Source organism: Kitasatospora sp. NPDC058243 (genome assembly GCF_042882025.1).
In the GTDB taxonomy this organism is placed as follows: Bacteria; Actinomycetota; Actinomycetes; order Streptomycetales; family Streptomycetaceae; genus Kitasatospora.
This window is the reverse complement of sequence record NZ_JBHVWW010000008.1, coordinates 69,495-87,338: the sequence shown is the minus strand read 5'-3', so window position 1 is coordinate 87,338 and position 17,844 is coordinate 69,495. Positions and strand designations below refer to the sequence as shown.

Annotated in this window: 18 protein-coding genes and 1 tRNA gene; 10 read left to right on the top strand and 9 right to left on the bottom strand. The window is 72.4% G+C overall.

Annotated features, from left to right (window positions below; genetic code table 11):
- Positions 1–33: 33 nt before the first annotated feature.
- From ACFVX9_RS08475 to ACFVX9_RS08430, 10 genes are all read left to right on the top strand, one after another.
- Positions 34–237 carry an MbtH family protein gene (locus ACFVX9_RS08475; RefSeq protein WP_063348727.1) on the top strand — a complete coding sequence of 68 codons (204 nt, stop codon included), beginning with the start codon at positions 34–36 and terminating at the stop codon, positions 235–237.
- Positions 238–524: 287 nt separating this feature from the next.
- On the top strand, positions 525–773 hold the full coding sequence (locus tag ACFVX9_RS08470) for an acyl carrier protein (RefSeq protein WP_063348726.1): 249 nt from the start codon (positions 525–527) through the stop codon (positions 771–773).
- A 61-nt stretch (positions 774–834) separates the two neighbouring features.
- Positions 835–2,103: a beta-ketoacyl-[acyl-carrier-protein] synthase family protein gene (locus ACFVX9_RS08465; protein WP_380372974.1), complete on the top strand. Its 1,269-nt coding sequence runs from the start codon at positions 835–837 to the stop codon at positions 2,101–2,103.
- A 2-nt stretch (positions 2,104–2,105) separates the two neighbouring features.
- Positions 2,106–3,227 (top strand): beta-ketoacyl synthase N-terminal-like domain-containing protein, encoded by a 1,122-nt coding sequence (locus ACFVX9_RS08460; RefSeq protein WP_107452908.1) that lies wholly within the window; start codon positions 2,106–2,108, stop codon positions 3,225–3,227.
- Positions 3,224–3,952 carry a 3-oxoacyl-ACP reductase FabG gene (gene fabG / locus ACFVX9_RS08455; RefSeq protein ID WP_063348724.1) on the top strand — a complete coding sequence of 243 codons (729 nt, stop codon included), beginning with the start codon at positions 3,224–3,226 and terminating at the stop codon, positions 3,950–3,952. Before ACFVX9_RS08460 ends, fabG begins: the two co-directional genes overlap by 4 nt.
- 11 nt (positions 3,953–3,963) lie before the next feature.
- Positions 3,964–5,664, top strand: coding sequence for a phytoene desaturase family protein (locus ACFVX9_RS08450; protein ID WP_387981026.1), 1,701 nt, complete (start codon positions 3,964–3,966; stop codon positions 5,662–5,664).
- A gap of 68 nt (positions 5,665–5,732) precedes the next feature.
- Entirely contained in the window at positions 5,733–6,764 is a 1,032-nt protein-coding gene (gene sbnB, locus ACFVX9_RS08445) for a 2,3-diaminopropionate biosynthesis protein SbnB (RefSeq protein ID WP_380372982.1), read from the top strand.
- A gap of 175 nt (positions 6,765–6,939) precedes the next feature.
- A complete protein-coding gene (locus tag ACFVX9_RS08440) occupies positions 6,940–7,428 on the top strand; it encodes a MaoC family dehydratase (RefSeq protein ID WP_063348721.1) in 489 nt (162 codons plus the stop codon).
- A 163-nt stretch (positions 7,429–7,591) separates the two neighbouring features.
- Positions 7,592–8,911, top strand: coding sequence for a histidine kinase (locus ACFVX9_RS08435; protein WP_063348720.1), 1,320 nt, complete (start codon positions 7,592–7,594; stop codon positions 8,909–8,911).
- Positions 8,875–9,519: a response regulator transcription factor gene (locus tag ACFVX9_RS08430; RefSeq protein ID WP_063348719.1), complete on the top strand. Its 645-nt coding sequence runs from the start codon at positions 8,875–8,877 to the stop codon at positions 9,517–9,519. Before ACFVX9_RS08435 ends, ACFVX9_RS08430 begins: the two co-directional genes overlap by 37 nt.
- A 149-nt stretch (positions 9,520–9,668) precedes the next feature.
- Here ACFVX9_RS08430 and ACFVX9_RS08425 read toward each other — a convergent pair whose 3' ends face one another.
- The 9 genes from ACFVX9_RS08425 to ACFVX9_RS08385 form a co-directional block, all read right to left on the bottom strand.
- The gene (locus tag ACFVX9_RS08425) at positions 9,669–10,349 is read right to left on the bottom strand and encodes a hypothetical protein (protein ID WP_387981024.1); all 681 of its coding nucleotides are present in this window, start codon (positions 10,347–10,349) and stop codon (positions 9,669–9,671) included.
- The gene (locus ACFVX9_RS08420; RefSeq protein WP_387981022.1) at positions 10,346–10,906 is read right to left on the bottom strand and encodes a hypothetical protein; all 561 of its coding nucleotides are present in this window, start codon (positions 10,904–10,906) and stop codon (positions 10,346–10,348) included. The genes ACFVX9_RS08425 and ACFVX9_RS08420 overlap by 4 nt, the downstream gene beginning before the upstream one ends.
- Before the next feature lie 45 nt (positions 10,907–10,951).
- Entirely contained in the window at positions 10,952–11,152 is a 201-nt protein-coding gene (locus ACFVX9_RS08415) for a hypothetical protein (RefSeq protein ID WP_380479104.1), read from the bottom strand.
- A gap of 83 nt (positions 11,153–11,235) precedes the next feature.
- Positions 11,236–11,733 (bottom strand): DEAD/DEAH box helicase family protein, encoded by a 498-nt coding sequence (locus tag ACFVX9_RS08410; protein ID WP_380479107.1) that lies wholly within the window; start codon positions 11,731–11,733, stop codon positions 11,236–11,238.
- 579 nt (positions 11,734–12,312) lie between these two features.
- Positions 12,313–12,386 (bottom strand) — tRNA-Thr (locus ACFVX9_RS08405).
- A gap of 82 nt (positions 12,387–12,468) precedes the next feature.
- The gene (gene leuE / locus ACFVX9_RS08400; RefSeq protein WP_387981019.1) at positions 12,469–13,143 is read right to left on the bottom strand and encodes a leucine efflux protein LeuE; all 675 of its coding nucleotides are present in this window, start codon (positions 13,141–13,143) and stop codon (positions 12,469–12,471) included.
- Between the two features lie 88 nt (positions 13,144–13,231).
- Positions 13,232–14,893 (bottom strand): alpha/beta hydrolase, encoded by a 1,662-nt coding sequence (locus ACFVX9_RS08395; protein ID WP_387981017.1) that lies wholly within the window; start codon positions 14,891–14,893, stop codon positions 13,232–13,234.
- Positions 14,894–15,030: 137 nt separating this feature from the next.
- Positions 15,031–16,164: a hypothetical protein gene (locus ACFVX9_RS08390; RefSeq protein ID WP_380479116.1), complete on the bottom strand. Its 1,134-nt coding sequence runs from the start codon at positions 16,162–16,164 to the stop codon at positions 15,031–15,033.
- A 313-nt stretch (positions 16,165–16,477) separates the two neighbouring features.
- Entirely contained in the window at positions 16,478–17,689 is a 1,212-nt protein-coding gene (locus tag ACFVX9_RS08385; protein ID WP_380373045.1) for a DNA polymerase III subunit delta', read from the bottom strand.
- Positions 17,690–17,844 lie beyond the last annotated feature (155 nt).

Here is a 17,844-nt window from a genome sequence, read left to right as displayed (position 1 = left end):
ACGTCCCGCGATCCCGAGATCTGGAGAACAGTCATGGCGAACCCCTTTGACCGCGAAGACGGCACCTTCCTCGTCCTCGTCAACGCGGAGGGGCAGCACTCCCTGTGGCCGTCCTTCGCCGCCGTCCCGGAGGGCTGGTCGGTGACCCTGGAGGCCACCGACCGGGCCACCGCCGTCGCCCACATCGAGGGCAACTGGACGGACATGCGCCCGCTCAGCCTCCAGCAGCAGGGCTGACCGGCCGGGCCCGCGCCCGGAATCCGGAAGAACGCCGCCGGACGGCTCCGACCCCGCCGCCCGCCGCACCCCCAGGGCCTTCGCCCGCCGGTGCGGCGGGCGGCCGTTTTGTCCCCGACACCCCTCCCCACCAGGCACGCGACACCCCGCCAGGACCCGTCAGTGAGCGGTCAGTTGGACGTCATCGACCCGTCATCGGGCCTGACTAATTTGCTGCTCAGAGGCCCGATTTCCGGGCACCCCAGGGCGCCCGCACAGGGCACCCGCAAAAACGGAGGAAAACGAGCATGACGACGGTAGCGCCGGAGCGTCTCACCCGGATCCGCGAAATCATCGCCGAGAACATCGACGTGCACACCGAGTTCGCCGACACCGCGCTGTTCGTCGACGAGCTGGGCGCCGACTCGCTGAAGCTCATCGACGTGCTCAGCGCCCTGGAGATGGAGTACTCCATCGTCATCGACATGAACGAGCTGCCGAAGATGGTGAACGTGGAGGCCACGTACCAGGTGACCGCGACGGCCGCCGGCTGGTGATCGGGGCGGGTTCCGGGACCGGAACCCCCGCCCGCAGGCATCCCACTGCTTAAGGAGTCCCATGTCCACCGCACAGTCACCAGCGGCACCCCGCGCCGGCGTGCCCGCCGACCGCCGCCGGGTCGTCCTCACCGGCCTCGGGGCGATCTCCAGCATCGGCACGGGTGTCGAGGAGTACACCGCGGGGCTGCGGGCCGGCCGCTCCGGTGCGCGGCCGATCACCCGGTTCGACACCGAGGGGTTCGGCCAGAACATCGCCTGCGAGGTCCCCGACTTCGAGCCGGAGCGCTGGATCCGCAACGTCCCCCTCGACGACATGGGCCGCGCCGGGCAGTTCGCCGTCGCCGCCGCCCGGATGGCCGTGGAGGACGCCGGGCTCACCGAGGCCGACCTCGGCGAGCGCCAGGCCGTCATCAGCGTCGGCACCACCGACGGCGAGGGGCACGACATCGGCGTGCTGGTCGAGCAGGAGCTCGCGGCCGGGGACCCGGAGGGCATGGACCCGGTGCTGTCCCGCCGGATCAACGCCGGCCGGCTCACCACCGTCATCGCCCGCGAGCTGCGGATGCCGAACGTGGAGCCGACCACCATCACCACCGCCTGCGCGGCGGGCAACTACTCGATCGGCTACGGGCTGGACGCGATCCGCTCCGGCGAGGTCGACATCGCGCTGTGCGGCGGCGCCGACGCCGTCTGCCGCAAGGCCTTCGCGCTGTTCAAGCGCTTCGGCGCGCTCACCCCGGACGTGGTCCGCCCGTTCGACAAGAACCGCCAGGGCATCCTGACCGGCGAGGGCGCGGGCATCCTCGTCCTGGAGAGCCTGGAGTCCGCCCTCGCCCGCGGCGCGCACATCTACGCCGAGGTGCTCGGGTACGGTCTCAGCTGCGACGCCGCCCACCCGACCGCGCCGAACCGCGACGGCATCGCGCGCGGCATCCGGCTCGCCCTGGACGACGCCGGGGTCGAGCGGGACGAGATCGACTTCATCTCCGCGCACGGCACCGGCACCAAGGCCAACGACAAGACCGAGTCGGCCGCCATCGTCGACGTGTACGGCGACGCACCGCCGCGCACCGTCGCGGTGAAGTCGATGCTCGGCCACTCGATGGGCGCGGCCAGCGCGCTCGGCGCGATCGCCTGCAGCCTCGCCATCGAGCACCAGTTCATCCCGCCGACCATCAACCACGTGGAGACCGACCCCGACTGCCCGCTGGACGTCGTGCCCAACCAGGCCGTCGACGCGGAGGTCCGGATCGTGGAGAACAACTCCAGCGCCTTCGCCGGCAACAACGCCATCCTGATTCTGGGCACGTACGGAGAGCGAGTCTGACGATGACCACCGCAGCCACCCCGGCGGCCCTGCCGCCGGAGACACTCGTCATCACCGGTTGGTCGGCCGTGTCGCCGTACGGCCTGACCCGCCAGGACTTCGCGTCCGGCGTGCGCGCCGGCGCCAAGACCGCCGTCAAGGCGGACGCCGCGCTCGGCACGCTGCCGTCGCCCGACGTCTGCCTGGTGCCCGGCTTCGACATCAAGGGCCTGCTCGGCCCCACCGGCACCGCCAAGATGGACCGGCTCACCGCGCTGGCCCTGGTCGCCTCCGACGGCCTGCTCAAGGACGCCGACGGCAACCGGGTGGTGGAGACCGACGACCGCACCGGTGTGGTCCTCGGCATCTCGATGGGCAGCCTGGAGAACGTCACCAACTTCCTCAAGCAGTCCTACACCAACGCGCTGCCCTTCCACGTCGACGCCGGCCGCATCCCCTTCGGCAGCCTCAACCACGCCGCCGGCGCCACCGCCATCCGGCACGACCTCAAGGGCCCCAACACCACCGTCGCCGGCGGCCGGGTCAGCGGCCTGCTCGCCCTCAACTACGCGCGGCGCCTGATGGGCCAGGGCCGGGCGACCAAGTACCTGGTCGGCTCGGCCGAGGAGTTCTCCGCCGCGCACGCCTGGATCGAGCACACCGCCGTCGCGGCCGGCGACTCCACGCCGCTGCTCGGCGAGGGCTGCGGCCTGTTCGTGGTCGAGCACGCCGGCACCGCCCAGCGCCCGGCGCTCGCCGCGGTGCTCGCGGTGGAGACCCGCGTCGACATCGACGACGACCCGAAGGCCGCCGTCACCGCGTGCGTGCAGCGCGCCCTGGCCCGCGCCGGCGTCACCGCCGACGAGGTCTGGGCCGCCGTCCCGTGCGCCGCGCCGACCGCGGCCGGCCGGGCCGAGTACGACGCGCTCGCCGCGCTGCTGCCGGCCGAGGCACTGGGCCGGGTCCCGTCCATGGAACTGCTCGGCGACACCAGCGCGGCCTCCGCGTCCTTCCAGATCCAGGCGGTGCTCGGCGTGGCCGAGGCCGACCCGGCGGCCCGGGGCCGGATCGCCCTGGTGTCCGCCGTCGACCGTGACGGCGCGGTGGGCTGCGCCGTCCTGAGACTCTTCGGGGAGCACGCGTGATCGCCCTGGTCAGCGGCGGGTCCCGGGGCATCGGCAAGGCCATCGTGCTGCGCCTGGCCCAGGACGGCTACGACGTCGCCTTCTGCTACCGCTCCAACGCCGAGGCCGCCGAGCAACTCGCCAAGCAGGCGGGAGAGTTCGGCACCCGGATCACGGCCACCCAGTGCGACGTGGCCGACCCGGAGCAGGTCCGCGACTGGTACAACCGCACCGAGCGCGAGGTCGGCCCGGTGGACGCCGCCGTCACCTCGGCCGGCATCACCCGGGACCGCCCGGTCATCCTGATGCCGGAGGACGACTGGAACCAGGTCCTGCGCACCAACCTGGACGGCGTGTACCACGTGTGCCGCGCCGCCGCCTTCGCGATGAGCAAGCGCCGCAGCGGATCGATCGTCAACCTGTCCTCGGTGTCCGGCATCTACGGCAACCTCGGCCAGGCCAACTACGCCGCGTCCAAGGCCGGCATCATCGGCTTCACCAAGTCCCTCGCCAAGGAGACCGGCCCGCGCGGCGTGCGCGCCAACGTGGTCGCGCCGGGCCTGATCGCCACCGACATGGTCGGCGACATGTCCGACGCCGCGGTGGAGCGGATGCTGAAGAACGTCGCCCTCGGCCGGGCCGGCAAGCCCGAGGAGGTGGCCGACCTGGTCTCCTTCCTGGTCTCCGACCGCGCCGCCTACATCAGCGGGTCGGTCTTCGAGATCCACGGCGGCGGCACGTTCTGATGGGAGCACGAATGCAGGGGGCCCAGGGACTGCGCGACCACTACGACGCGATCGTCGTCGGCAGCGGCATCGGCGGCCTGACCACCGCCGGCTACCTGGCGGCCGACGGGCGCAGCGTCCTCGTCCTCGAACAGCACGACATCGCCGGCGGCAACGCGCACGTGTTCCGCCGCCGGCGCAAGTACGAGTTCGACGTCGGCACGCACTACCTCGGCGACTGCGGCCCCGACGGGCACTTCCCGGCGATCCTGGCCGGCCTCGGCGTCCTGGACCGGGTGCGGTTCCGGCCGATGGACAACGAGCAGGGCTTCGACCGGATCATCACGCCCACCGCGACCGTCGACGTGCCGGCCGGCTGGGACGCCTACCGCGACCGGCTGCGGCAGGCCCTGCCCGAGGAGGCCGACCGGATCTCCGGCTTCCTCGAACTCGCCGAGAACGTGGCCGGCTCGACCCGCGCCGGCCTGAACGGCGAGTCCCTGGTCGACCTGTTCCGCAAGTCCCCGCAGACCATGCGCTGGTCCCGCCGCACCTTCGCCGACGCCCTGGGCCACTTCGGCCTCTCCGCCAAGGCGCGCACGCTGCTCGCGGCGCAGGCCGGCAACTACGGCACCATGCCCGACGGCATCAGCCTGGCCCACCACGCCTCGATGATGGACCACTACCTGCGCGGCGCGTACTACCCCGAGGGCGGCGGCCAGGCGATGGTCGCCGCGTTCGTCGAGGCGTTGGAGGCGCACGGCGGCGAACTGCGCACCCGCTGCGACGTCCGCCGCATCCTGGTCGAGAACGGGCGCGCCACCGGCGTCGAACTCACCGACGGGCAGCGGGTCTCGGCCCCGCTGGTCATCTCCAACGCGGACTACCGGCGCACCGTCCTCGACCTGTGCGGCGGCGAGGACGCCTTCCCCGCCGAGGTGGTGGCCCGCACCCGCGCGGCGACCATGCGCGGCTCCTTCGTCTCGGTGTACATCGGGCTCGACACCGAACTGCCGGGCCTGCCCAACGCCAACCTCTGGTGGCACGACAGCGACGACATGGAGGGCGCGCACGCCGCCATGCTGGAGCGGTACGCGCGGGACGGCTCGATGGACTCGGTGCCGGCGCTCACCTTCTCCTTCGCCTCCCTCAAGGACCCGGGCGCCACCGCCGTCTGCCCGCCCGGCCACAGCAACTTCCAGCTCATGACGGGCCTGCCGCCCGGCTACGGGTTCTGGGGCCTGGAGGGCGGCCCGGCCGACGGCGAGCCCTACCGCCGCAACGCCGCCTACCTCGCCCGCAAGCAGCAGCTCACCGAGGTCATGCTGGCCACCGCCGAGAAGGTCATCGGCCCGTTCCGGGAGCGCATCACCCACCTGGAGACGGCCACCCCGCTCACCCACGAGCGCTACATCCGGGCCACCGGCGGCACCCCGTACGGCATGGCCAGCTGGGGCGGCTCCAACCAGCGGCCGGACGTGCGCACCGAGGTCGAGGGCCTGTACGTGGTCGGCCAGAGCGTCCGCTACGGCAGCGGCATCGCCGCGGTCGCGAACAGCGGCATGGCCGCCGCCTCCGACATCATCGGACGCGGGCTGCTGCGCGAGGTGTTCGGCGGCGCGGTGCTCGGCGACCCCTCCCGGCTGCCCGACCGCGGCCCGGACTGGGACCCGCTGGTGGTCTCGCGCGGGCGGGCGCGGCAGCGCGCCAAGGGCCTGGCCCGCATCGGCTGACCCCTCCTCCGCCCCTCCCGTTTCCCCACCCTCCGATCCGCACCCCTCCGACCAGGAGCACTGTTCCCATGAATCAGGTCCCTCCCTTCGCCGTGGTCTCCGGCGCCCAGGTGCACGAGGCCCTCAACGGGCACGAGGACGAGGTCGTCGCCACGGTCGAGGCCGCATACCGGCTGCACGGCGAGGGGCAGACGGTCAACCCGGACTCGTACTTCCTGCGCTTCCCCGACCGCCCGTCCTCCCGGATCATCGCGCTGCCGGCCTCGGTCAAGGGCGAGGTCGGCGTGCACGGCATCAAGTGGATCTCCAGCTTCCCGGACAACGTGGCGGCCGGCCTCCCGCGCGCCTCGGCCGTCCTGATCCTCAACGACGCCGAGACCGGCTACCCGTTCGCCTGCCTGGAGAGCTCGATCATCAGCGCGGCGCGCACCGCCGCCTCCGCGGCCCTCGCGGCGGCCCGGCTCGCCGACGCCCGCGGCCAGCGCCCGACCCGGGTCGGCTTCTTCGGCGTCGGCCTGATCGCCCGCTACGTGCACACCTACCTCGCCGCCAACGGCTTCGACTTCACCGCGGCCGGCGTCCACGACCTGTCCGCCGAGCACGCCGAGGGCTTCTCCGACTACCTGCGCCGGGCCGAGGGCGAGGGCGTGGAGATCACCGTCCACGACAAGGCCGAGGACCTGATCCGCTCCAGCGACCTGGTGGTCTTCGCCACCATCGCCGGCGAGCCGCACGTGACGGACCCGCAGTGGTTCTCGCACAACCCGCTGGTGCTGCACGTCTCGCTGCGCGACCTCTCCCCCGAGATCGTCCTCGACTCGTGGAACGTCGTCGACGACATCGAGCACTGCATGAAGGCCGGCACCTCGCCGCACCTGGCCGAACAGCGCGTCGGCCACCGCGAGTTCGTCGCCGGCACGCTCTACGACGTGCTCACCGGCACGATCACCCCGCCGTCCGACCGGCCGGTGGTCTTCTCCCCGTTCGGCCTCGGCGTGCTCGACATGGCCGTCGCCAAGCACGTCTACGACCGCGTCCTCGCGGCCGGGCAGCTGCACACCGTCCCGGACTTCTTCCACGAGCTCAAGCGCTACGGCTGAGCCCTCCCCACCCTGCCCCAGAGGCCCGCCCGCGCTCCCGGCGCCGGCGGGCCTCCGGCCTTTCCCGCCGCCCCGCCCCCTCCGCTGACGGCCAACTGACGGCACGCTGACCGAACGGCCCCACGGCCCCCCGACGCCTTGTCCGTGCCATGGACGGCCGCCCAGAATCACCCGCATGAGATCCTTTGCCAACCTGGCCGAATTCACCGGGGCGACCGGGGAGCACCTCGGCTACAGCGAATGGCTCGACGTCACCCAGCACAGCGTCGACCAGTTCGCCGACGCCACCGGCGACCTCCAGTGGATCCACGTGGACCCGGAGCGCGCCGCCACCGGCCCGTTCGGCGGGACCATCGTCCACGGCTACATGACGCTCGGCCTGCTGCCCGCGATGATGCGCGCGATCTTCGAGATCCACAACGTCAAACTGGGCGTCAACTTCGGCCTGGACAAGGTCCGCTTCCCCCGCCCGATCCCGGTCGGCGCCCGGGTCCGCGGCGGCGCCAAGGTCACCAGCGTCCGCGAGACCCCGATGGGCCACCTGGCCGCGGTCCGGATGACGGTGGAGGTCGAGGGCCAGCAGCACGCGGCCTGCGTGGCGGACACCCTGTCCCTCTTCGTCGCCGCCCCCGACACCGCCGAGGGCGGCTCGGACGGCTTCTGAGCCCGCCCGCCGACGTCACCGCCGCCGCCAGGTAGAAGAACCTCCCCCTCCGGTCGTGCAAGAGGGGGGTTATTACTACCGATTCCGGCACGCCGTCCCCGCCAGAATGGTCACACGGCCACCACGGCCGCGGCACAGCGAACGGCACAGAGAGGAGCGGGTCATGGACCGCACGATGAAGCTCGGGGGAAGCCCCTCGGCGGTCGAGATCAGGGGATTCTCCGTCCCCGCCGGATTCACCGGGCTGCGGCGGGCACTGGCCCTCTGCTGGATGTCCGTCGCGGCCTTCGGACGCTCGCTCGGGGTCACCGGCGCGATCTCCCTCGTCGGCCCCGGCCTCGGCCTGGTGCCGCGGGCCATGGAGCGCGTCCGGGCACTGGCCGCCCGCCAGCGCGGCCTGTCCGAGCGCTGGTCCGGCGTGCAGATCCCCGGCCCGCCCAGCGGCCTGCCGGCCGCCCCCGAGGGCGCCTCGGGGGCCGTCGCCCGCTACCGCTGGATCATGAGCGACCCGCAGACCAAGCGGGAGTTCACCTGGGTGCTCACCGACCCGATCGCCGGCGGCTTCCTCGCCTTCATGCCGATCGCCGTCCTGCTCAGCGGCTTCTGGGGCATCTTCCTGGCCTTCTTCGGCGTCCCGCTGTCGACCCAGTGGGACGGCCTCTGGTACCAGTTCATCCCGATCGACGGCCAGGCCACCGCGGTACTGGCCGGCGTCCTCGGCGTCCTGCAACTGCCGCTGGCCCTGTGGATGGCCCCCCGCGCCGTCCGCAAGCACGCCCTGTACACCCACTCCATGCTCGCCCCCAGCGAGCAGGAACTGATGGCCAGCCGGATCCAGCACCTCACCACCACCCGCAGCACCGCCGTCGACACCCAGATGGCCGAGATCCGGCGGATCGAACGCGACCTGCACGACGGCGCCCAGGCCCGCCTGGTCGCGATGGGCATGACCCTGGACGCCGCCGAACACCTGCTGGAGACCAACCCCGAGGCCGTCCGGGCCCTGCTCATCGAGGCCCGCCAGTCCTCCTCCAAGGCCCTGGAGGAGATCCGCAACCTGGTCCGCGGCATCCACCCGCCGGTCCTCGCCGACCGCGGACTCGCCGACGCGGTACGGGCGCTGGCCATGGTCTGCCCGGTCCCCACCGAGGTCGTCGTGGACCTCCCCGGCCGCCCCGAGATGCCCGTCGAGTCCGCCGCCTACTTCGCGATCTCGGAGATCCTCACCAACGTCGCCAAGCACTCCGGCGCCGACCGGGCCTGGATCGACATCCGTTACGATCACGGCATGCTGCGCATCACCGTGACCGACAGCGGCCGCGGCGGCGCCGACGCCACCCGGGGCACCGGCCTGCGCGGCATCGAGCGACGACTCAGCACGTTCGACGGGGTCCTGGCCGTGAACAGCCCCGTCAACGGCCCGACCATGGTGACGATGGAGCTTCCGTGCGTATTGTCCTCGCCGAAGACCACTTCCTCCTGAGGGACGGCCTGATCCGCCTCCTCCAGGCCTACGGACACGAGGTGGTGGCCGCCGTCGACAACGGCGCCGACCTCCTCGCAGCCCTCACCGAGCAGCAGCCGGACGTCGCGGTCGTCGACGTCCGGCTTCCGCCGAACTTCACCGACGAGGGCCTGCGCGCCGTCCTCACCGCCCGCCGCACCATGCCCGACCTCCCGGTCCTGCTCCTCTCCCAGTACGTCGAACCGCTCTACGCCCGCGAACTCCTCGCCAGCGGCGGCCGCGGCGTCGGCTACATGCTCAAGGACCGCGTCACCAACGGCTCCCAGTTCCTCGACTCGATCCGCCGCGTCGCCGACGGCGGCACCGCGATGGACCCCGACGTCATCTCCCAGCTCCTCGTCCGCAAGGAACGCGACGAGAACGTCGGCAGCCTCACCGACCGCGAACGCGAAGTCCTCGAATGGCTCGCCCAGGGCCGCTCCAACGCCGGCATCGCCCAGGGCCTCTTCATCACCGAGAAGGCCGTCGCCAAGCACATCAGCAACATCTTCACCAAGCTCGGCCTCCTCCCCACCGACGGCGACAACCGCCGCGTCCTCGCCGTCCTCGCCTACCTCGACCAGTAACCCGCCCCACCCCGCCCACGCAAAAGCCCCAGGTCATAAACCACATGACCTGGGGCTTCCGTCTTCCCGAGCCGCCTGCGGAATTCGAACCCGCGACCTACGCATGACGGGCCCGAAAGTGATCATGACGGCTACTGCCGCCATCTTCATCAGATCACCGTCGACGGCGAATGCTTGCTCAGGTAGCTCTTGAACGTCCTACGGATTTCCCCTTGGAGGTAGCCCGCTTGGGGCGAGTTGGGCACCACATCACGCTCGAAGCCTCTCCCACGGGCATCGAGGTATCGCACGATGCTGGAGGAGCCAATGTTGGAGACGAAGAGTTCGCCCTGAGTCCGGATATCAGCCCGGAGCCCCTCGAAGTTCCGGGCAAGCCCGATCCCGAGGTTCGAGAGGTAGTACTTGCACTCGACGATGAGCACGCACGTACTCCCGCGTGGCGCGATCTGTTGCGCACGACTCAGCGCAGCCTCGTCGGCCGGCAGTACAAGCACGTCGCATTCGTGCAGGACACCAGACGTTCCTTGCACATAGACCCCGAGGTGGACCTCAAGGGCCGGAGCACCGTCAAACTCGATAACGGCATGAGTGAATGGGCGGCTGTTGGCGTAGAGCTGACCAGGGCCGGTGCGGAATAGGAGACTGCCGACCTTCGACCCGCGCACGTCCTCGTAGGTGACGGTGGCCCCGTGCCGACTCGCAGTACCGACGATCAGCGAGAAGATGTACCCCTCGTAGACGTCCGACAGCTTGGATGCCGCGTCGTAAGACACCGTACCTGCGCCCAGCAGACTCTTGATCTCACCGATCAGCTGGTCGACCTTGCTCAACTGCGCACCCCGTCTGTTACGTCGTCGAAGAGAAGGCTGACGCTTTCGCGCCGCTCCGCCGCCACTCGGTTGGCCACGATGGTGGATTGTGAGCGGCGAGGCCTGGTGCTCTCGTCAGGCTCGAATACGACGCCCTGGATGACGCTGCGACTTCCCGTATCGCTGTCCGGTACGGACTGGAGCACCTTCAGGGTCTCCCCTTCGATCTCAGGCAACTCGACGAAAAGCCGCTTCAGAGCATCGAGAAGGAGCAACACACGCTCCTCTTCGGTCATGGGCCGGGTGGTGATGACGAGCGTCCCCCGCTTACGCGAGGCCTCGAATTCGGCAGGGCCCAGCTCACGACGGTCCAAGACCTGGTATCGGGCCGCCTCAGCCGCTGGGCTGGTCGGCTGGCGGTCCTCTCCGCGGCGGTGAGGACGCCGCCGGAGGATCTTCTCCTCGGGCACGCCCGCCGCAATCGCGTCATCGACGTCGTCAAGGACCCACTGCAAGTCGGTGCCGGACAGCGCCTCCCGGAGTTCCCGTTCTACGCGCCGCAGTTCGAACTGGTTCACGCCCCTCCTCTGGTGTGCCATCCACAATGAAGCAGCCAGAGAACCCTACTTGCAGCAACCGACAACCGGAGGGGAGCACAACTTGGCGAAGCGTGGGGCGGCCACCTGGTCGATCTCCTCGGCAAGGTTCCTCTCCGTGACGGTGAGACCGGACGGTGCGTGGTCATGGATGATCCGCGACAGGACACCCACGTGGTCGTCATCCAGCACGACAACGGCTTCGTTGGGGTGCTTCTCAGCGTCCACGACAGCACGAGCGACCCGAAGTGCTTCGGACAGGAAGTCCAGTGCATCCTGGGCGTTCTGGATGATCCGGTCCCGCAGCTGCCTTATCCGCTCCGCGAGGGCGGTGTACTTCGCGGATTCTGGTTCGACGCCCTTGTCGAGGGCAGCCTTGATCCGGTCCAGAATCTCCGCCGCGGACGGCGGCTTCTCGTCCTCCCTAGGTCCTTGCCGGCGTCAGCGAACTTGTGGACGGTCGTGGAGATGACACCGCCCACGTCGTCGGCCAGCAGGGAGTGCAACGCTTGGCTGGTGGCGGGCCGATGGAAGTAGGAGTCGCCCATAGCGGAGGTACAGGCCTTGGAGGTCTGTCGGACGAGCTGGGTCCGGTCCGAAAGCAGGATGATCGTGGGTGACTCGGTGCGGGCGTCGGCCAGCAGCAGCGAGGCGGCGAACACCATCAGCAGCGTCTTGCCGGAACCCTGGTGATGCCAGATCAGGAGAAGTGACCAGACAACCTTCCCGGAGGCTGCGGTCAGGTAGTAACCCCAGCGATTGGCCATCTCGCTCACCAGGAACAACCCGCGTCCGCCGGTGGCGTCCACTCCCACCTCTCGCCGTACTGGCGGTCGGGGATCGCGGTCTCCGACTTGGACGAGCAGGCCGACGCCGGTGACCGATCCCAACCCGCCCGTCACCACCGACACCGACGACGGGGCCGCCGTGCTCGACGCCGTCGAGGCCTTCCACCTCCGCTTCAAGCCATACCCACCTGCTCGACACCTTCGAGTCCACCCCGCGCATCGCGTTCCTCTCCCCGGAGCCCGGATCGGGCAAGACCCGTGCGCTGGAGATCGTAAGGACGCTCGCCCCGCGCCCGATGCTCACCACCGACGTCAGCCCCGCCGCGCTGTTCCGGTCCGTCTGTGACCCCGACGCCCGGCCCACGGTGCTGTTCGACGAGACCACCTTCGGCCCCAAGGCCGCCGGGAACGAGGACCTGCGCGGCCTCCGACCCGTGAGGCCGCCAGGCGAATGGGCAACGCGCTCTGGCCCCACCCGGCCGGAACTGAGACCACAACTGAGACCGCGAACACGCGGGCGGCCCGCGCGCGACGGCGGCGACGGATGCAGTAAAGGCAAAAGCCCCAGGTCACGGCGAGTGAGTCCTGGGGCTTCTACAGAGCCGCCTGCGGGATTCGAACCCGCGACCTACGCATTACGAGTGCGTTGCTCTGGCCAGCTGAGCTAAGGCGGCACCGTTGTCACGCGTGGTGGCAACGCGGGCCAGTCTACACAGGTTTCGCGGGTGATCCACACCCGGTTGGCGGGGGTGGGGGTCAGGCGGAGGAGACGGCGAGTTTGGCGGCGAAGCCGGCGAAGAGGACGGCGACGCCGCTGGTGAGGGTGGCGGAGAGGCGCCTGCGGCGGCGGAAGGTGGCGGCGAGGGTGGTGCCGGCGAAGATCAGCAGGGAGAGGTAGAGCACGCTGAAGGTCTGGAGGATGCCGCCGAGCAGGCCGAAGGAGAGGGCCGGCTGACCGTAGGCCGGGTCGACGAACTGGGTGAAGAAGGAGAGCAGGAAGAGGATCGCCTTCGGGTTCAGCAGGCTGATCACCAGGGCGCGGCGGAACGGGCGCTCGACGGGTTCGGCGGCCGGTTCGGCGGTGGCGGCGGGGTTGTCGGGGTTGTCGGGGTTGTCGGCGGTCCGGCGTTCGCGCCAGAGCTGGCGGGCGGCGCGGAGCATGCCGTAGCCGATCCAGAGCAGGTAGGCGGCGCCGCCGAGCTTGACCACGGCGAAGACGGCCGGGTTGGCCTTGAGGAGGGAGGCGGCGCCCAGCGAGGTGAGGCTGATCAGGGTGAGGTCGCCGACGAAGACGCCGGCGGCGGCCTGGTAGCCGGTCCGGATGCCCTTGCGGGCGGCGACGGACAGCACGTACAGGGAGTTGGGGCCGGGCAGTAGGACGATGACGAGGGCGCCGAGGACGTACGTCGCCAGGTCGTTGACTCCGAGCACGGTGCGCTCCGGGGAGGGGAGGGGATGAGGGCGGGGGGCGCTCATCGTAACGTCGCACCGGCGGTCGGTTGAAGCGGAAACCATCCCGCTACCGGGCGCAGCGCTTGCCCGGCTCCGGTGCCTCGCCCGCCAGCAGGTAGCGGTTGACCACGCCGTCCACGCAGGCGTCGTGGTGCCCGTACGCGGTGTGGCCGTCCCCGTCGTAGGTGAGCAGGCGTCCGGACTCCAGTTGCCCGGCCAGCGCCTGGGCCCACGCGTACGGGGTGGCCGGGTCGCGGGTGGTGCCGACGACGACGATGGGGGCGGCGCCGGCGGCCCGGATGGTGTGCGCCGTGCCGGTGGCCCGGACCGGCCAGTAGGTGCAGGCCAGCGCCATCCACGCCATGTCGCGGCCGAAGTGCGGCGAGGCCTGTTCGAAGTCCGGCACGGCGCGCTGGACGTCCTCCGGCCCGGCGAACGGGGCGGGCAGGTCGAGGCAGTTCACCGCCGTGTTGGCGAACATCAGGTTGGGGTACGAGCCGTCCGCCTCGCGCCCGTAGTAGGAGTCGGAGAGCCTCAGCAGGCCGGTGCCGTCGCCGGCCTTGGCGTCGGTGAGCGCGGTGCGCAGTTTGGGCCAGAGGAAGTCGGCGTACATGGCCTGGATGACGCCGGTGGTCGCCTGGGCCGCGGTGAGTCGGCGGCCGTGGTCGGTGCTGGGCAGCGGGTCGGCCTGGACGGTGGCGAGCAGGGCGGTGAGCTGATCGCCGATCTGCTGTTCGGTGCGGCCGAGCGGGCAGTCCTCGTGCTTGGCGCAGTCCTTGGCGAAGGCGGCCCAGGCGGTCTCGAAGCCGCCGGCCTGGGTGCGGTTGCCGGTGACCGAGTCGAGCGACGGGTCCACCGCGCCGTCCAGCACCAGCCGCCCGACCCGGCCGGGGAAGAGCCCCGCGTAGGTGGCGCCGAGGAAGGTGCCGTAGGACTTGCCGACGTAGTTCAGCCGCTCGTCGCCGAGCAGGGCGCGCAGCACGTCCATGTCGCGGGCGGCCTCGACGGTGCCGAGGTGGCCGAGCGCCGCCCCGGCGCGCTGCCGGCAGCCCTCCGCGAACTCCTTGTCGGCGGCGATCAGCGCGTCGATTCCGTGCTGGTCGCCGGGGGTGAGGTCGACGGCGGTGTAGGCGTCCATCCGGTCGCCGCTCAGGCAGGTGACCGGGTTGCTGCGGCCGACTCCGCGCGGGTCGAGGCCGACCAGGTCGTACCGAGCGCGCACGCCGCTGTCGTACGTCCGGGCGGCGGCCTCCAGGTACTCGACCGCCGAGCCGCCGGGCCCGCCGGGGTTGAGCAGCAGCGAGCCGAGCCGGCCGCCCCCGCCCCCCTCCTCGGAACCCGAGCCCGAGCCCGCTGGGACGGCGGTGGCGCGGGCCGCCACCAGGGTGAGGTCGCCGTCGCCGGGCCGGTCGTAGTCCAGCGGCACCCGGAAGGCGGTGCACTCGAACCCGCCGTCGCACGGCTGCCAGTCGAGCCGCTGCGCGTAGTACGGGGCCAGCCCGGCCGGGACGGCGGCGGGCAGCGGCTCCAGCGGCGTGACCCCGGGCGGGGCCGGGGTGGACGGCTCCACGGCCCCGGCCGCGTTCGACGAGGCCGCCCCGGCGGGACCGGACGGCCCGCCGCCCCCCACCCCGGACGAACCCGATGAACCCGGCGAACCCACCCCGCACCCGCCCGCCAGCAGCCCGACGGCGAGCGCCGCGGCCAGTACTCGCCCGGTGGCCCTCATCCGACCCCTCGCGATCATCCGAGCCCTCTCGATCGTCACCCAGGGTCGTCGCCCGGCGACCCGCCTCGCATTGCACCACAGCGCGCCGCCCGGCACCCGCCACGGGCACCGGGCGGCGACGCCCCGTCCACACCGGGTCAGGACGCCTTGGCCAGCGCGTCGGCCAGGTACTGCGCCGCCTGCCGGACGAGCCGCATCCGCTCCCGGTCGGGGGTGTAGTCCTGCACGTTGTCGGAGATCTTCACTTCGGCCTTGGCCGCCGGTCCGGCCCCGGCCTGGAGCGCGGCCTGGAGCTTGCGGGCCGTGTCCAGCCCGGCCGTGTCGGCCTTGGCGGCGGCCAGCAGGAGCTTCGCCGCGCTGCCGGCCGGGGCCTCGGCGCCGGCCTGGGTGAGCGCGGCGGCGTCGTAGCGGCCGGACACCGCGGCGGCCGCGCCGTACAGATCGGGGCGGGACAGCCCGGCGGCGGCCGCGCACGGCGCACCGCCCTCGACGCCGAGGGTGCCCCAGGAGGCCGGGCCGGGCGCCAGGATGCGGAACGAGGCGGCGATGGCGGCGCGCAGCGTCTCGTCGTCGGCGACGGCGGCCGGCGCGGCGGCGACCAGGTCGCAGGGGTGCGCGGTGCCGTTCGGCGCCTCGGGGGCGACCAGGATGAAGGGGCGCGCGCGACCGGTCTGCAGGGCCGCGGTGAGGCCCTCGAAGACGTCCGGGACCTCGGCATCGGCGGTCTTGCGCGGGGTGGCCGCCTGCATCACGACGACCGGGAAGCGCGCGTTCGGCTCCTTGGCGTACTGCGGCGGCAGCCAGACCCGGACGGTGCGCGGCTGCCCGTCCGGGCCGGGCACGGCGGACTGCAGCAGTTCGCCGCCGCCCGGCTGACCGACGCCGTCGAAGTGGCTCACGGCGGCCGCCGGGGCGCCGGAGGCCGCGGCCGGCTCCGCCACGACGGGCGGCGCCGGCTGCTGCCGGACCGCCGGTCCCCCGCCAGGGCCCGCACCCGCCGCGCCGACCATCGACTCGGCCCGGTCCGATTCCTGACCGCGGGGGGTCAGGCCGCCGAACGCCCCGAGCGCCGTGAGCAGCGTCAGCGCGGTGACGCAGACCCCGCAGATCATCGCTCCGGCCGCCCGCACCAGCATCGGCCAGCGTTCACCGGCCAGTTCGTAGGTCGCGGCGGCGCGCAGGTCGCGCCAGCGCTGGAGCGCGCCGCGGGCCAGCCAGATCCCGCCCAGCGCGGCCATCAGCAGGGGGATGACGAGGAGCGAACGAACCATGGGACGCACCGCCTCGGGAGGAGGGCCGACGCCGGACGGGACCCGGTGCCGTACGGGGGCGACGGCCCCGGCACCGGGGCACAGTCGGCCCCCAGCGTGCACAACGGGCGGACGGTCGCACGCGGGTGTGCCCGGCGCGTATCGATCGTTCACTCGAAGGTGGGACAACGGGACGGCTCCGGGAGGCCTACGCCGGACACCCGGCCCCACGGTCCCACCCCGAACGGCCCAGCGGCCCAAGGGCCCAAGGGCCCGACGGCCCGGCGGACCGACGGACCAGCGGCCCGACGGCCCGACGGCCCGGCAACGCAGCTCAGCCCGCGCGCAGCGCCACCGTCATCGCCTCGACGGCGAGCAGCGGGTCCACGTTGCGGTCCAGCGCCCGCCGGCAGGCGAGCACCGCCTCGATCCGGCGCAGCGTGCCCTCCGGCGGGCCGTCCTGCGCGACCCGGTTCAGGGCCTGCCGCTGGTCCTCGTTGGCGAGGGTGCCGCTGGAGCCGAGCTGGAGCGCGAGCACGTCCCGGTAGAAGCCGAGCAGGTCGAGCAGCGCGACGCCGAGGGTCTCCCGGCGGGTGCGGGTGGCCCGGCTCTTCTGCCGCTTCTCCAGCTCCTTGACCGCCCCGGCCATGCCGCGCGGCGCCTTGCTGCCCTCGGCGGCGCCGTAGGCGGCCTTCAGGTCGTCGGTCTCCTTGGCGTCCTGGGTCTCGGCGAGCGCCTCGGCGTCGGCCTTGGCGGTGTCGACGAGACGCTGGGCGGCGGCCAGGCAGCCGCCGATGTCGCCGACCTCCAGCGGGATCCGCAGCACCTCGGCGCGGCGGGTGCGGGCCTGGTCGTCGACGGCGAGGCGGCGCGCACGCTCGACGTCGCCCTGCCCGGCGAGTGCGGCCAGCCGGGCCGTCTCCGGGTCGACGCCGTCGCGGCGGACCAGCATGTCGGCGACGGCCTCGGCGGCGGGCGTGCGCAGGACGAGCAGGCGGCAGCGCGAGCGGATGGTCGGCAGCACGTCCTGGACGGAGGGGGCGCAGAGCAGCCAGACGGTGCGCGGGGAGGGCTCCTCCACGCCCTTGAGCAGCGCGTTCGCGGCGGCCTCGGTGAGCCGGTGGGCGGCGTCGACCAGGATCACCGACCAGCGGCCGCCGGTCGGGTAGCTGGAGGCGCGCAGCACGAGCTCGCGCATGTCGCCGACGCCGATGGACAGGCCGTCGGTCCGGACGTACTTGACGTCGGCGTGGCTGCCGGCCAGCACGGTGTGGCAGCCGTCGCAGAACCCGCAGCCGGGCGTACCGCCGAGCGCGAGGTCCGGGCTGGTGCACTGGAGGGCCGCGGCGAACGCGCGCGCGGCGGTGACCTGCCCGGCCCCGGGCGGGCCGGTGAACAGCCAGGCGTGCGTCATCAGGGAGGCGTTCCCGCCCGGCTGCGGGCCGGCTCCGCGGCCGGCCGCGATCGTCGCCCCGGCCGACCGGGCGGCGGCGGTCAGCTGCTCGACCACCCGCTCCTGGCCCACCAGGTCGTCCCAGACGGCCACTGCTGCTCCCAAGCTCCGTACGGCAGCGCTCCCGGCGCCTCTTCCCCGCCGTCGAGCATACGTGTCCGCTCCGACAGCCACGGCGCCCTCCGGGGCGCCCACCACCGAAAGGAGGCGCCCCACCGCCGAAGGCGACGGGCGGCGCCGCCGGGGCT

What these genes read in the sequence shown, in the direction of transcription:
- ACFVX9_RS08475 (WP_063348727.1), top strand. Translation starts at nt 34, where the DNA reads ATGGCGAACCCCTTTGACCGCGAAGACGGCACCTTCCTCGTCCTCGTC.
- ACFVX9_RS08440 (WP_063348721.1), top strand. Translation starts at nt 6,940, where the DNA reads ATGAGATCCTTTGCCAACCTGGCCGAATTCACCGGGGCGACCGGGGAG.
- ACFVX9_RS08395 (WP_387981017.1), bottom strand. Translation starts at nt 14,893, where the DNA reads ATGAGGGCCACCGGGCGAGTACTGGCCGCGGCGCTCGCCGTCGGGCTG.
- ACFVX9_RS08450 (WP_387981026.1), top strand. Translation starts at nt 3,964, where the DNA reads ATGCAGGGGGCCCAGGGACTGCGCGACCACTACGACGCGATCGTCGTC.
- ACFVX9_RS08390 (WP_380479116.1), bottom strand. Translation starts at nt 16,164, where the DNA reads ATGGTTCGTTCGCTCCTCGTCATCCCCCTGCTGATGGCCGCGCTGGGC.
- ACFVX9_RS08470 (WP_063348726.1), top strand. Translation starts at nt 525, where the DNA reads ATGACGACGGTAGCGCCGGAGCGTCTCACCCGGATCCGCGAAATCATC.
- sbnB (WP_380372982.1), top strand. Translation starts at nt 5,733, where the DNA reads ATGAATCAGGTCCCTCCCTTCGCCGTGGTCTCCGGCGCCCAGGTGCAC.
- ACFVX9_RS08435 (WP_063348720.1), top strand. Translation starts at nt 7,592, where the DNA reads ATGGACCGCACGATGAAGCTCGGGGGAAGCCCCTCGGCGGTCGAGATC.
- ACFVX9_RS08465 (WP_380372974.1), top strand. Translation starts at nt 835, where the DNA reads ATGTCCACCGCACAGTCACCAGCGGCACCCCGCGCCGGCGTGCCCGCC.
- ACFVX9_RS08460 (WP_107452908.1), top strand. Translation starts at nt 2,106, where the DNA reads ATGACCACCGCAGCCACCCCGGCGGCCCTGCCGCCGGAGACACTCGTC.